We start from the raw sequence: 14324 nt of genomic DNA on the forward strand, positions 1-14324 counted from the left end.
CACTGTTCGCGTCGACAGAAATCCCTATACGCCCGCGGGCGAACCGTCGCACATGCGCCCGGTTACGGCCCTCTTTGCGGTCATTATCGTCGCGGCAATCGTCCTCTCCGCGCTCGTCGTGAGCCGCTTGCACCGACCGGGCACTCGTTGGCGTGACGTTGCACAGCAACGGCTCCTCTTTGGCGTCCCATGGGGATCGCTCGTCGTCATCGCCATCGTCATCGCCGTCTACCTCTTCGTCCAGGACGGAGTCACGAACCTCACAGACCCCGTGACGATCCCGTACCGAGCCTGGTCGTACTTCACCCCGCTCGGCCTCGTGACCGCCTCGTTCTCCCACGCCAGTCTGAGCCACCTCACCGGCAACCTCGCCGGTGCGGCGGTCGTCGCACCGATCGCGGAGTACGCGTGGGGACACTATCCCGCGCGCGACCGGGCAGACGAACCCCGCTCGCACGATAGCGAGGGCGACAGCGACGGCGAGCGAGGCGGCGTCCGTTCCCGACTCGAGTCGCTCCGAACCACGCCCTGGGTTCGGGCGTTCGTCCTCTTCCCGCTCGCGGTCGTCGTGCTCGGGCTCGTCACGAGCCTGTTCGGACTCGGGCCAGTCATCGGCTTCTCGAGTATCATCTTCGCGTTCGCCGGGTTCGCCATCGTCCACTACCCGATCGCGACGCTGATCGCGACGGTCGCCGTCCAGAGCGCGCTGCTGACGGTCTCGCGAGCACTGCAGGATGCGGTGAGCGTCTACGTTGCGACGCCAAGTCCGGCGACAGCGCCTTCCTGGGCGGGCATCGCTATCCAGGGGCACGCGCTCGGGTTCTTCATCGGACTCGTACTCGGACTGCTCGTCCTCGAGCGCCGAAACGAACGCCCGAATCCGTTTCACCTCTGGCTCGCCGTCCTTCTCTACGCCTTCTCGAAGGGGCTCTGGCAGATCTACTGGTTCGGCGAGGGGAACACCTACCTGCTCTTCCGGGGTCCCGGCGTCGCCATCGTCGTCGTGCTCGCACTCCTCATTACGCTCGCGAGCGCCGCCCCGGACCGACCGCTGCCGAGACGACCGGTGCGGTGGCTCCTCCGGCGGCTGACCGGCGCTAGTAGCCGCGATCTCCGGCCGCCCGCCAACGCGAGTTCCGAAAGCAACGGCGGCCCAGACGCAACTCACCGTTCGCGAATCGAGCGGGTACTCGAGTTGGCCGGGTTCGAACGAGAGGACGAGTCTGGGCCCCTGTCATCGAATGGCTCGACTGACCGTGGTGACCGAATTCGAGAGCTGTCGATCGGTGTGGCTCACGATGACGGGGGTAGGCCACAGTCGCAGACGCAGAGGCAGGCACAGACCCAGACCCAGACGCAAACTCGGACGTCTGCGGAAGATACAGAATCGAGGGCGACCCAGCGCGGTGCTGCGTTTCTGGCCGTCGCGCTCGTGCTCGCAGTACTTGCCGGGATGGCGATCCCCGTCAACCTGGCAGTCGTCGAGTCCGCAAGCGACGGATCGGCACCCGGCGCGATCGAGATCGACGACTACGTGATCGAGTACGACGAGAACGCGTCGAACGAACTCGTCTCGGGGATCGGCCTCGACGTGGCGATCGACGACTCCGGGCTGGCAGGCAGCGGCGTCATCGTCTCGAACGAACGCCACAGCATCTGGCTCGAGGCGGTAACGAAAGAGCAACTCGAGGCGACTGGCTCCGAGACGGTGACTGTAGGTGGGCCCGGCTGGCGAGAGACGGTCCACGTCGAGCGAACCGGCTGGGAGCCGGTCGGCGGCGAAAGCGTCTATCAGGTCTGGCTGTGGCCCGAGGGTGACGAGGAGAACCGCCAGCTAGCACACGAGTCAGCGGAGTCGATGGCGGAGGCGATTATCAACGGCCGGACGGTGACGCTGGGGACCGACGCCGGCGAGTTCGTTCTCGAAGTCGAGGAAATAGAGACGGAAATGACGAGTACGACGGCCGTGCCGGGCGAGAACGAGGCGGTCGAAGCCGGCGGTGTGGTCTTCGAGCGAACCGAGGATGCACTCGTGGCCTCGTCGGACGGAACCGAGGTTGTGATCGCGACGATGGAGGAGCACGAGTACTGATTGGCTTGGGGCTGTGCGTTTCGATTCTCAGACTCAGACTCATACAACGAACACAACCCGCGCCCGTGTTTCGGACTCACTGAGACTCTGTTTCGTTGAACACTCGGATCCACGGAACACTCGCCCGTACGTTGACGTTTCACGCTGTTGCGAGCGCCTACACTGTTCGTTTGCGGGCGGTAACTGGCACAACGAGGGCAAATACGGCAGTAGGGGGAGGTATCGTTCGGGACTGGGATGACAGCGAAACCGACGAATCGGCCACACCGTTAACCGCCACGTGGCAACTGGAAGCCGGACAGAAACAATGGCCCGGTGACCCGTCTTCTCGACCGAGTTGAGCGCTGCACAGATGATCCACCGCGTACTGGGAACCCTGGCGTCGTCGGCGGCACAGCCTGCGGACGACCACCGGACACCGCCCGCTGTCCGACTCGCGGACGTGACACACGAGTACGGGACGGGCGGGAGCCGATTTCGATCGGGCGACCGCCGAACCGTCACCGCGCTCCGGGACGTCTCGGTCGCCATCCAGCCCGGCGAAATCGTCGGCCTCGAGGGACCGAGCGGCAGCGGCAAGTCGACGATCCTCCACCTCGTTGCCGGGCTGCTCGTACCGACCAGCGGCAGCGTCGAACTCCACGGCACGGAGCTCTCTGCGCTTTCGAACCGGAAACGAACGCGCGCACGTCGCCAGCACGTCGGAATCGTCTTCCAGCATTTCCACCTCCTTCCCTCGCTCTCCGCGCGAGCGAACGTCGCACTGCCGCTCGTCCAGACCGGCGTCTCGAAACGCAAGCGCCGACGACGCGCCACGGAACTGTTAGAGCGCGTCGGTCTCGGCGACCGAACGACACACCTCCCCAGCGAACTCAGCGGCGGCGAGTGCCAGCGCGTCGCCATCGCTCGCGCGCTCGCGACCGACCCCGACGTCGTCATCGCTGACGAACCCACCGGCGAACTCGACACCGCGACCGGCGAGACCGTACTCGAGTTACTGACCGAGATTGGGCGCGAGCGGGCGGTCATCCTCGCCTCGCACGACGAGGCGACGCTCGCGGTTGCAGATCGGGTACTCACGTTGCGGGACGGACGGGTGGTTTCGGATGGTGGGTAGTCGTGGGCCGTCGGATGAGCGGTGTAAAAACGACGAGGTCGAGGACGACCCAGTAACCGAAGCGTTCGACGCTCGCGAGACGAGCCGAACGCGCTGGATCGGCCTGGTCAGGCTCTCGGTTGCCCGGCTGTGGCGGCGGGCGACGAAGACGACCTCGGGCCGGATCGTCGCGACGCTCGCCGCCGTCGCGATGACCGTTGCGTTGCTCGTGCTCGTAACCGGTATCGCGCTCGCGCTCGCCGACGGCGGCACGACGAGCGAGAACGATGCCACCGCCCAGATCGTGCCCGAGTCGGCAGACCTCCTTGCCTCCGTCAACGGTGTCGAAGGGGCCCGACTGGGGGAATCCAACGAGCGCGCGGCCACCATCCGCGAGGAACCCGGCGTCGACCACGCGAGCCCGGTTCTCATCGAACCGGTACGACTCGAACACGACGGCGGCGAGGACAATCCCCAGACCGTCCTCCTCGTCGGCGTCGTCCCAGACGACGAACCTCGGACCGTCGCCGGCCTCTCGACGGGGGCACTCGAGTCCGGTGACCCACACTACGCGGATGGTTCCTACACCGGGCCACAACACGGCGAGATCGTCCTCTCGAGTGCCGCAGCCGACCGCCTCGACGCAACCCAGGACGACGACCTCGCCGTCTCGAGTTCGCAGTTCGAGGCGATGGGCGTCGAGAGTCCGGCGATAACGGTCACGGCCGTCGAGGAGTCCGCCGGTGAGGGTGGCGACGAGGACACCCCCGTCGCGCTCGTCCACCTGAGCGAGCTCCAGACGTTCGCCGGCGCGAACGAGGGCGAACTCGCGGATCAGGTGCTCGTCTGGGGCGACGACGACGCCGCGACGGCCGCCGCGAACGGGGCCTACCCCGACGAAACCGTCGACGCACCAGACACCACCCACCCGTCGCTCCTGTTCGACGACGGACTGGCGTTCGTCACCAGCGCGCTCGCGCTGCTCGTCGGCGTCACCATCTGCGCCGCCTTCGTCGCGACGACCGCCGGCATGACCGTCAACGAAGATCGGCGTATGCTCGCCGTACTCGAGTCCGTCGGCTTTCCGACCCACAGCCGCCTCGCGGTCGTCGCGATTTCGACGCAGGTGTTGACGCTGTGCGGGGCGGTGCTTGGCGGCGTGCTCGGGATCCTAGCGATTCACGGCGTTAACAGTGCTGCGGCCGCGGGCGGCGCGCCGGGTGCCGTCGCGCAGGCGCACCCGCTGTTCGTCCCCTACGCCGTCATCATCGCGTTCATCGCTGGGCTGATCGCGATTCCGTACCCGCTCGTCGTTGCGGCCCGCACATCTGTGCTCGCGGAGGTGAGCCGCTAATGGGACTGCTCTCGCCGTTCGTCCGGACGCGGGCCGTCATCGGTATCGCGCTTGCACAGCTGCGGCGGTCGCCCGGGAGAACCGTCCTCGCCGTGCTCGCGGTTACTCTCTCGGTGCTCGCGATCACCCTGCTCGCGAGTCTCGGCGTCGGCGTCGTCGAGGTCGGGGAAACCGGACTGGACAACGCCGACCGGGACATCTGGGTCTCCAGCGATCCAGTCGATCCGTCCGCGAACGGGGCCGAGAACCCGATCCCCGACGCACACGGCACGTCCGCCGCGCTCACTGAACGCGACGATATCAGTTCGGCCGCGCCGCTCGCGATGCACCAGGTGTACGTCGGGACAGAGCCGGACCAACTCGAGCGCACCACGACGGTCGGCGTCCAGGAGACACACGACGGCTTCGACTTCGAGGCCGGTTCAGGGTTCGATCGAGCCGAACTGCCGGACGAAGGTGAACGACCGACTGAGCCACAGACTGCCGAAATCGTTCTCGATCCGCAGGTTGCGGAGGACGCCGGCGCAGACGTCGGCGACACGGTCTACGTCGGGACGAGTCGCCAGACCGCGCCGGAGTACGAGTTCACCGTGGTCGGCATCGCCTCTTACTACTCGCAGTTCCTCGGGACGCCCGCGGCGACCGTGCCGCTGCCGGACCTGCAGATCGTTGCCGGGACGACGGGAACGGACCGCGCGACGTTCATCACCGCCGACGTAGAGGACGGGGCCGACCAGGAAGCCGTCCGCGACGACCTGGCGACCGAGTACCCCGAGTACGACGTGCGGACCAGCGACGAACAGATCGAAGCGATGGTCGCCGAACAGCCGCTCGTCCTCGCAAGCGGGATGACGCTGGTCGGTCTGGCCGTCGTCGGCGGCTCGGTGCTCACTATCAACCTGTTCGCGCTCATGGTCACCCAGCAGCGCCGCGAGCTCGCCGCACTCCGGGCTATCGGCCTCTCTCGCGGACTGCTCTCGGGGATGATTGCCGTACAGGGGCTCGTCATCGGCCTGCTCGGCGGTATCGTCGGCGTCGCCGCGACGCCGCTGCTCGCGGACGGACTGAACCGCGTCGCGCTCTCGCTGGTCGGCTTCGAAAATCTGCTTCGAACGCCCGTCGAGGTCTACGTCGCCGGCTTCGCGCTCGCGCTCATCGTCGGTACCGTCGTCGCCGGCATCACCGGATGGCGCGTCGGGCGCACGCTGAAACTCGAGCATCTCGAGCAGTGAGTGTCGTCCAATCAGCGCGGTAGAGACCGCTTACTCCCACTCGATCCGAAAGACCTCCGCCGCGAGTTCCTCGCTCTCCGAGGTATGGAACTCGAAGCGGCGCTCGATCGGGAACGCCGCCCGAAACGCGTGGGTTACCGTCCCGCCCTCGTCGGCCGCGTAGGACTCGACGAACTCCTGGCTCCCCTCGTTGTGAATCGTGTAGGAGACCGCCGCGACCGAGCGCGCCGCCTCGAGAAACTCCCGATCTGCGTGGCGATTACCGCGCTGTGCGCCGAACGGCGGGTTCGAGAGCACGGTTGCAGGTTGTGTAGAACGAGAGAACGAGAGCGGAAGCGATCGGCGCGAGGCATCGGCCCGAATCCAGTCCGTCTGTGAATCCACCCCGACGCGCGCCGCGTTCTCCCAGGCGAGCGCAAGTGCGTCGGGGTCGAGATCGACACCGAGAACTTGCTCGGCACCGGCAAGTGCCGCGGCAGTTGCCAGCATCCCGGTTCCGGTACCGAGATCCACCACCGGCCGCTCGAGATCGTCCTGTAATCCGGCCAGATGCGCAATGTGGGCCGCGATCTCCGGCGGCGTGAGATACTGCTCTAACGATGGCGACGGCGCTTCAAAATCAGCGATCGACTCGAGTTCGCGCGCGAGCGTCCGCCGGGAACGACCTGCCATGCGGACAGCTCAGTCGTCGAGCGTGAAGGAACCCTCGGACCCGTTCTCGTGGTCGAGGTCGAAGACGAGGCCCTCGCGCTCGGCGCGTTCGGCGCAGGCGGCGAGAGCGGGACGGACCTTCTCCGGGTTCGCAACGTCGTCGATGGCGACCGTGACGGTTCCTGCACCGAGGAACGACGCGGCGCGGACGTAGTCGCGGACGCGATTGATTTCGTCCTGGGTCGCGAGCGAGCAGTCCTCGTCGAAGCAGGCCTCAACCGTTAGCTCGACGGGCGAGACGCCTTCCGCAGCGAACTCGCGCTTGAGATCACGGAGGTGGCCGGGCGCGGTGGACTCGAGTGCACTGGCCTCGACGGAGACGGGGGTAACGTCGGCTGGTCGACAACAGTCGATCGTCGGTGAGTGGTCGGCGGACGAGGTGGTGCTCATACAACCACATACATGAGTCGCATACAAAAACCTTTGTAAATGCTCAGTAGTAATATGCGGGTGGCAGTAGGTCGCGATTTCGGCGCTGCAGCCGGATCGGCACTTCGTGACGGGAATCAGGAAAGTTCGAATAGAGTTAAGGAGTGGCCGTGAGAGTAATCAGTATGGAGTGTCCACGGTGTCAGGGCTCGCTCGAAGAACTCTCGCTGGGGGAGGTGTCGACCGTCTCCTGTCCACACTGTTCGTACGCGGATATTCCGGTCGAGCACGAGCGCCCACCCGAGGAGCGTGAATCCTGGCGCGACGCGTTCAACCGATTTTACGACGGGTGAGCGGTTCTGGCAGTTCTGACGGTCCTGCACTCGAGTGACATCACAAGCACCGAGAGCTGGGGTGCCGTCGAATGCGAACTGTACCCAGCGCTGTGACCTATCCCAGCCGCTCAAACTGGCAGTGCAGCGCCGATCGACAGGACGCGCGAAAAATCAGGTCGACGTTCGAAACGACGCCCCGGCTTACTCGTTTGCGGCTGCGGCTTCTGCTTCGTCGTCGTCGTGGTCGATGTCTTCGTCCGAGCGGGCTGCGACGAGGCCACCACGGGCCACGCTGTACAGCGGCTCGTTCGCGTGCGTCACGTCGCTGATCGAGAACGGGATGCTCGCGTCCTCGAGGTGGTCACGGAACAGCGCCTCGAAGCCGCTCGGGCTCGAGGTACCGCCGGTGACGACGACGGGGACGTCGAGACCTTCCTCGACGTCTTCCTCGTCGACTTCGGAGACGATGTTGTCGATGACGTAGTCGAGCAGGTTCTCGTAGTAGATCGAAAGCGCGCCCTCGACGCCGCCGACGTCCGTCGTGAAGTCCAATTCGAAGTCGTCCTCCTTGATGGAAGTGACCTTGTCGACGGGCGTGCCCGTCGCGCGGGCGGCCTGCTCGTCGACCCAGTCGCCACCGCGGGCGACGGAGAACTTCATGACGGGGACCGCGTAGTAGGACAGACAGACGTTCGTCATGCCGGCACCGAAGGAGATGCCCAGTCCGGTGAAGTTGTTGTCCGCGAGTTCGCTGTAGATGACGGACATCCCCTCGTTGATCGGTTCGGAGTCGTATCCCATGTCGTCTAAGAACGACTCGATCGTCTTCTGGTGGTACAGCGTCGAGAGATCCGAGTCGATCGGATCGGCCGGCGAGGAGAAGTACAGCTTCTCGTCAGGGTAGGCCGGCTCGCCGACGACCTGTTCGATGATGAGCTTCATCATCGGGATCGCGCTCTGCTCGTCGTTCGAGAGGATCCCGTGTTTCATCGGGCGGCGGGTCTCCTTGTTGAAGATGTTTGCAAAGTTCAGGGCGTCGTCGCCGACGACGTACACCTTGTCGTCCTTGCGGATGTGCAGGACTTCGCTCCGCGAGAGCATCTGCTCGGCCATATCCGAGTACTCGATCTCTACGAAGGAGTTACGCTGTTGCACGAATACCGTGTCGTTCCCATCCTGTTGTGCAGACAGAATGTTCATGGTTCCGACGTCTAGGCCTTTCGCCATGGTTGGGCAAGGCGGCCGATAGATTATAAATCTATGTACCTAAAACCTACAGACCGAGATTCACAAAGAATTTAGTGTTAGAACGCTCGACACGCCTATTCTCGTCGAACGACGGACCGAATCCGTTCAAGTAGTGCGGTGAACGGGGACAGCAGCCGATCGCTGGACCGGCTTCCACCCGCGGCTTCGGTCGCGCTCTCGGTTTCCGCCTGCCGCTGCTCGCGCAGTTCCTTCAGCTTCGCCGTCTGATCGTCGACCGTCGATTCCGAGGTCGTCGTCTTCGTCTCGCCACCTTTCAGTCCTTTGAGGCCTTCGACCTGTGCGTCGACGCCGGTCGAGCGCGTTTTCTTCGTTCCCGCATCGGTGTCGACGGAGACGCTATCGAACTGATCCTCGGAGAAACTCAGGCGCTTATGTTCGGTCTTCTCGACGCCACCCCAGGAGAGTTCGACGCCGTCCATCGCCTCGTCGATGTCGCGTTCGATGTCCGCGTCCGTGTACTCGGGGCCAGTCTCTTCGTCTTCCTCATCTTTACCCACCTCGACCGTCTCGACCTGGCGCGCCAACTCGAGATAGTGCGCGACGAGTGCGGCCCCCGTCGAAGCGGTGATCCCGGCGAGTCCAACCGCGTAGGTCGCCGTTACCTCGACGGTGTAGTCGGTTTCACCCATGAAGTTCCAACTGTCGGGGTAGGCGTACAGGAACCCGACCGTTGCGACGACGGTAATCGCCGCGCCGGTAACTGAGACGCCGATAACGCGGCGATCTGCGGGTAAGAGGACGACGACGCCGAGGATCATCGCCGGAAGCGAGAGCATCCCGAGCGCGTACGCCGGTTGGACCCACATAAAGTACGCCGCGTCTGCTCTGCTGAACGTGCTGCTCCAGAGAAAGAGCACTAGTGCGACCACCGCCAGGCCGATCCCACCCAGGAACAGACCGAACCCGAGATAGACGTCAGTCCGGTTCTCGGGTTCGCCGATATACCGGCGGTAGAGGTCGAAGAGATAGCCGTCTGTAGACCGTTCCGCTGCCATTACCACCCCGTTTAGACTCCAGTACTATGACTGTTGGGTCGGGTTCGAAGAAAGGACAGTTCGGATGGAGACACAGTTTGGGCGGGGACAGGGACAGGTCATAGTGCGGACGGGCAACTCGAGTACGCTTCGCTCGCGCCACCCCGAACTGACCGACGAGTGCCGGCACCGGCGAGCACCCGTGTCCGAGACACGGTGACACGGAGAAGCGCCGCCGTTATACGTTCGTGGCCGTTAGGACGGCCAATGAGTCAGGAGTCGGAGTCAGAGTCGAACTACACCGAAGGGGACCTTCGGAACACCGGAATGCAGCTCAAGCACGACCGCGAGTGGGACTACGAACTCGATCGGATCATCGACGCCATTGAGGAACGCGACGCCGAGAAGGTCGGCCTGCAGTTCCCCGAGGGCCTCAAACGCCGCGGCCCCTCCGTCGCCGACGACCTGCGCGAACTCGCCGACGACGACGTGACGTTCATGCTCTCGGGCCAGCCCTGCTACGGTGCCTGTGACTTGGACACCTACCTGATGAAACGTACCGACGTGTTCGTCCACTTCGGCCACTCGCCGATGAAGAACACGGACAAGGTCATCTACGTCCCGCTGTTCTCGAACGTCGAAGTGCTCCCGATTATGGAGGAGGCACTCGAGACGCTCGAGGATCCCGAGGAGACCGAGGGCGTTGGCCTCGTGACGACGGCCCAGCACATGAACCGCTACGAGGAGATGTCTGCGTTCCTCGAGGAACACGGCTACGAGGTTCACAGCCGCCGTGGCGACGACCGACTCACTCACGAGGGACAGGTTCTGGGCTGCAACTACGCGAGCGCGGACGTGCCCGCAGACCAGGTGCTCTACGTCGGCGGCGGGAAGTTCCACCCGCTTGGCCTGGCCATGGAACACCCCGACAAGCACGTCGTTATCGGTGACCCGGTCAACAACGTCGTCACCGTCGCGGACACGGAGAAGTTCATGAAGCAGCGCTACGCCTCGGTTCACAAGGCGATGGACGCCCAGAAGTGGGGCGTCATCTTCTGTACCAAGATCGGTCAGGGTCGCTGGGATCAGGCCCAACAGATACTCGAGGATAACGACGACGCCTACCTCATCACGATGGACGAAGTTACCCCCGACCGGCTCCGGAACTTCGACATGGACGCGTTCGTCAATACGGGCTGTCCGCGGATCACGACCGACGACGGCCCGCAGTTCCATAAGCCGATGCTTACGCCCGGTGAGTACGAGATTGCCGTTGGGAACAAGCCACTCGACCAACTCTCGTTCGACACGTTCCACGGGACCTGGTAGTCACTGCGGTTCTGGCGCTCCGCTTCGGCTCCGCTTCTTCTCGATCTGACTGCCAGAGCTGCTGACGTGCCGACTGTTCAACGGTCCAACGGTCCAACGTGCTGACTCCCCCAGCAGCGCAGTCGCCACCGACGACACAGTAACACTTACCCAACCAGTCCGCCCATCAGCAACTATGATCCAGAGCGACTGGGGAGACTGGCTCGTGCGTGACGTCGAAGACGCCTCGCCGGACGGCGTCTCTATCTGGTATCTCGGCTGTAACGGCTTCATCCTCAAGGGGAGTGACGAGACGACGATCTACATCGATCCGTACGTCGGACTCGGCGATCCGCCGCGGACGGTCCGGATGATCCCCGTCCCGTTCGATCCCGAGGATGTCAACGAAGCCGACGCAGTTCTCGCGACGCACGAACACACCGATCACGTCCACGGTCGGAGTCAGGCACCGATTCTCGAGAATACGGACGCGACGTTCTACGCACCCGACGACAGCCTCGCGGTCGCGCGCGAAGAGGAATCCTGGACCGATGAGTGGGACGTGAGCGACGACCAGTTCACCGAGATCAGCGAGGGCGACACCGTCGAGGTCGGCGAGTTCACTATCAATGTCGAAGTGGCGAACGACCCCGACGCGAGCCACCCCGTGAGCTACGTCATCGAACACGACGCCGGCACGTTCTTCCACGGCGGCGACACCAAGCCCAGCGACGAGTTCGACCGCATCGGCACGGCGTACGACATCGATCTGGGCGTGCTCGCGTTCGGTACCGTCGGTCAGATTCCCGACAAGGAAACCCGCGAACCGAAGCGGACGCGCTGGTACAACGACGAAAATCAGATCGTCGAGGCCGCTGCCGCGCTCGAACTCGACCGGCTCGCGCCGAGCCACTGGGACATGTGGAAGGGGCTCACCTCGGATCCGAAAGTGCTCCACCACCACGCACAGAGCTTCGAGTACCCACAACGGCTCGATATCATCGAAATCGGCGACCGGATCGAACTCGAGTCGTAGCGACTGATCGCAGTACCCGCTGCGCTTACTGTTGGAATCTGACATCGTCAGTTCGGATATGACGAGCCGCCGCTGCAGAAACGACTGGATCGCCATGACTGTCCGTATCATTTATAGTAATGGTCTAGTAACGTTGGTCCCATGAGTAACACCGCCGACACGGACGACGTGGTCGAGGTCAGTGCTGACGGGCTCACCGTCCGAAAAACGTTCGCGGCGGACGAGTTCCCCGTACCTGCGCTTCGCTTCGAGATCGACTCGGAGCACGACGAGCAGGTCGCGTTTCGACTCTCCGAAGACATTCCCGAATCGTTCCCGATGGACAAGGTCGGATTCCATCCCGAGTACTACAGCGACGACTGGACCGCGTTCCAGGACAATCGCGTCGAGTTCACCCACACGATCGAGCCGGGCGAACGGCTCGTAACGGTGTACGGGATCCGAATCGACGACGAATCTGTCGTTCCCGACTTCCTCGGTGACCCCGAAATCGTCGAAGTCAGCTCCGAAGCCGACGCGAGCAGCGGCGGCGACGAAATCGACGACGCCGTCATCGACAGCATCGTCTCGGACGAGCGCACGCAGGCGGTCAAGGACATGATCGCCGGCGACTCCGGCTCAGTGCCGGGACTCGAGAGCGAACAGACCGAAGACGCGCCGGTTGCTGATGCGGCGAGCGCAGACGCCGACACCGAGACCGAGAACGATACCGAGGACAGTCCGGACGAGAACGAAGACGAGGGAGACATCGAACTCGAACTCGAGGACGAAACCGATGCTCTCGATCTCACGCCCGACGGAGACGAGCCCGACATCGACGACTCCGGCGACCTGGATCTGGACCTCGACGACGTCGATCCGCTCTCGGCTGCAGACGTAAATGCAGACGCGGATGGAGACGCAGAGCCAGTGAACGACGAAACCGACGGAGACGCCCCCGACATCGACCTCGGATTCGACGATGACGAAATTTCGGACCTCGACGAGGACGAGACCATCTCGAGTGCCCTCGGTTCGGAAACGGCGGCCGATGCAGCGGACGAAGACGAAACACTCGAACTCGAGCCAGACGACGATGGTGACGAGCCCGGACTGGAACTCGAGCCGGAGGAGGACGACCTGGAACTGGATGCGGAAGCCGACGGCGAGTTAGCGGCCGCTGACGCTGAAATAGACGCGGATGTGCCGGAAGCGACGGACGAGCCTGTCGAAGAAGTGGACGACAGTGACGAGAGTGCAGAGAGTGGCGATATCGAAGAAGTCGACGAAGGCGAGGAAGACGACGAAACCGACAATGTCGACACTGACGCAGCCACCGAACTCGAGTCCGACAACGAAACCGTCGACTTCGGTGGACAGGAGGAGACGGACGACGTCGCCACCGATGCTGCTGAAACCGACGATGCACCCACTTCCGAAGACGACAGCGCCGAATTCGGCGAGGAAGACGACGGAGCGGATTCCGACGACTCTGTCGGTGGCGGTGTCGATGTCGATGTCGACGACGGCGACGACACCGACAACGCCGTAACCGCCGACGACACCGACACGGCACCCGCTACCGAACCGGCAGACAGCACGAGCCTCGCCAGCCAACTCGCAACCGAACTCCGAACCGACGACCTCGCCGACGACGACCGCGCGGCCATCCGCGAGGCGCTCGAACTCGAGTCCGACGACGCGAGCGACGATGAGGAGACGGACACGACCGACGCGCCGCCCGCCAGCGCCCAGCAGGCAAAGCTCACCCACCTCCAGACTCGCGTCGAAGAGGTCGCCGCCTACACCGACGCACTCGAGTCCTTCCTCGGAGAGAACGGCACCGACGAACAGATCATCGAAGAGTTCCGCGGCGAACTCGCCGCCTTCGAAGACGAACTCACCTCGATGACCGACCAACTCGAGGCCACCGACTCGCAGGTCGATGCACTCGAGACCGAAGTCGAGACGCTCACCGAGTGGACGACCGACCTCGAAGACGGCCTCGCGTCGACCACCGACGAGGTCGAAACGCTCGACACCAGAACCAAGCGTATCGATGGCGATGTCGACGACGTGATTGCTGACCTGGAAACGGTTGACGCGGACGTCGAGCAACTCGAGGCGGATCTCACGTCGGAACTCGAGGAAGTCGACGGTGCCGTCGACAGCGTCGATAGCCGTGTCGACGACCTCGAGTCGACGGTTGACAGTCTGGCAGCGGACCTGCAGACTTCGGTCGACGATCTCGGCGACGATATCGACGCCGTCGAGGACGACATCGAAGCCGTCGAAACCGATGTGGAAACCGTCGCAGACGATGTTGATTCGGTCGAAGACGACGTCGACCGCGTCGAGCGCGGCCTCAACAATGTCCGTGATGACGTTACCGAGATTCAGGAGTGGCGCGACCAGCTCGGCTCGATGTTCTCCGATACCTGAACCGAAGTGGGCAAACACGAACACCAGCGCCAACACCAACACTAACTACCGACCGGCTATCGTTTCACCGAACCACAACGACACACGCGGCTATTTTTCGGCGAAACGCAACTCGTTTATCTCTCGC

At 63.9% G+C, this 14324-nt stretch carries 12 protein-coding genes; 8 read left to right on the forward strand and 4 right to left on the reverse strand.

Annotated features, from left to right (window positions below):
- Nucleotides 1–52 precede the first annotated feature (52 nt).
- From BBD46_RS07920 to BBD46_RS07935, 4 genes are all read left to right on the forward strand, one after another.
- Nucleotides 53–2092: a rhomboid family intramembrane serine protease gene (locus BBD46_RS07920; protein WP_071401184.1), complete on the forward strand. Its 2040-nt coding sequence runs from the start codon at nt 53–55 to the stop codon at nt 2090–2092.
- Between the two features lie 352 nt (nt 2093–2444).
- Nucleotides 2445–3209: an ABC transporter ATP-binding protein gene (locus BBD46_RS07925; protein ID WP_071401185.1), complete on the forward strand. Its 765-nt coding sequence runs from the start codon at nt 2445–2447 to the stop codon at nt 3207–3209.
- Nucleotides 3199–4542 carry an ABC transporter permease gene (locus BBD46_RS07930; RefSeq protein WP_071401186.1) on the forward strand — a complete coding sequence of 448 codons (1344 nt, stop codon included), beginning with the start codon at nt 3199–3201 and terminating at the stop codon, nt 4540–4542. The genes BBD46_RS07925 and BBD46_RS07930 overlap by 11 nt, the downstream gene beginning before the upstream one ends.
- Nucleotides 4542–5774 carry an ABC transporter permease gene (locus tag BBD46_RS07935; RefSeq protein ID WP_071401187.1) on the forward strand — a complete coding sequence of 411 codons (1233 nt, stop codon included), beginning with the start codon at nt 4542–4544 and terminating at the stop codon, nt 5772–5774. Before BBD46_RS07930 ends, BBD46_RS07935 begins: the two co-directional genes overlap by 1 nt.
- A 30-nt stretch (nt 5775–5804) precedes the next feature.
- Here the strand turns inward: BBD46_RS07935 and BBD46_RS07940 are convergent, their stop codons facing one another.
- Entirely contained in the window at nt 5805–6446 is a 642-nt protein-coding gene (locus tag BBD46_RS07940) for an METTL5 family protein (RefSeq protein ID WP_071401188.1), read from the reverse strand.
- A 9-nt stretch (nt 6447–6455) separates the two neighbouring features.
- Nucleotides 6456–6875 (reverse strand): hypothetical protein, encoded by a 420-nt coding sequence (locus BBD46_RS07945; protein WP_071401189.1) that lies wholly within the window; start codon nt 6873–6875, stop codon nt 6456–6458.
- A gap of 164 nt (nt 6876–7039) precedes the next feature.
- On the opposite strand from BBD46_RS07945, the gene BBD46_RS22165 reads away from it, so the two are divergent.
- The gene (locus tag BBD46_RS22165; protein ID WP_139173545.1) at nt 7040–7207 is read left to right on the forward strand and encodes a zf-TFIIB domain-containing protein; all 168 of its coding nucleotides are present in this window, start codon (nt 7040–7042) and stop codon (nt 7205–7207) included.
- A gap of 183 nt (nt 7208–7390) precedes the next feature.
- Here the strand turns inward: BBD46_RS22165 and BBD46_RS07950 are convergent, their stop codons facing one another.
- Nucleotides 7391–8416 (reverse strand): hypothetical protein, encoded by a 1026-nt coding sequence (locus BBD46_RS07950; RefSeq protein WP_071401190.1) that lies wholly within the window; start codon nt 8414–8416, stop codon nt 7391–7393.
- Between the two features lie 95 nt (nt 8417–8511).
- A complete protein-coding gene (locus tag BBD46_RS07955) occupies nt 8512–9453 on the reverse strand; it encodes a DUF7139 domain-containing protein (RefSeq protein WP_071401191.1) in 942 nt (313 codons plus the stop codon).
- Nucleotides 9454–9699: 246 nt separating this feature from the next.
- Between BBD46_RS07955 and dph2 the strand changes: the two genes are divergently transcribed.
- The 3 genes from dph2 to BBD46_RS07970 all read left to right on the forward strand — a co-directional run bounded on the left by dph2 (nt 9700) and on the right by BBD46_RS07970 (nt 14197).
- Nucleotides 9700–10761, forward strand: coding sequence for a diphthamide biosynthesis enzyme Dph2 (dph2, locus tag BBD46_RS07960; RefSeq protein WP_071401192.1), 1062 nt, complete (start codon nt 9700–9702; stop codon nt 10759–10761).
- A gap of 175 nt (nt 10762–10936) precedes the next feature.
- Entirely contained in the window at nt 10937–11776 is an 840-nt protein-coding gene (locus tag BBD46_RS07965) for an MBL fold metallo-hydrolase (RefSeq protein ID WP_071401193.1), read from the forward strand.
- A 141-nt stretch (nt 11777–11917) separates the two neighbouring features.
- Entirely contained in the window at nt 11918–14197 is a 2280-nt protein-coding gene (locus BBD46_RS07970; protein WP_071401194.1) for an AAA family ATPase, read from the forward strand.
- Nucleotides 14198–14324: the final 127 nt, after the last annotated feature.

This window comes from Natrialba sp. SSL1, assembly GCF_001861355.1.
Lineage (GTDB): Archaea > Halobacteriota > Halobacteria > Halobacteriales > Natrialbaceae > Natrialba.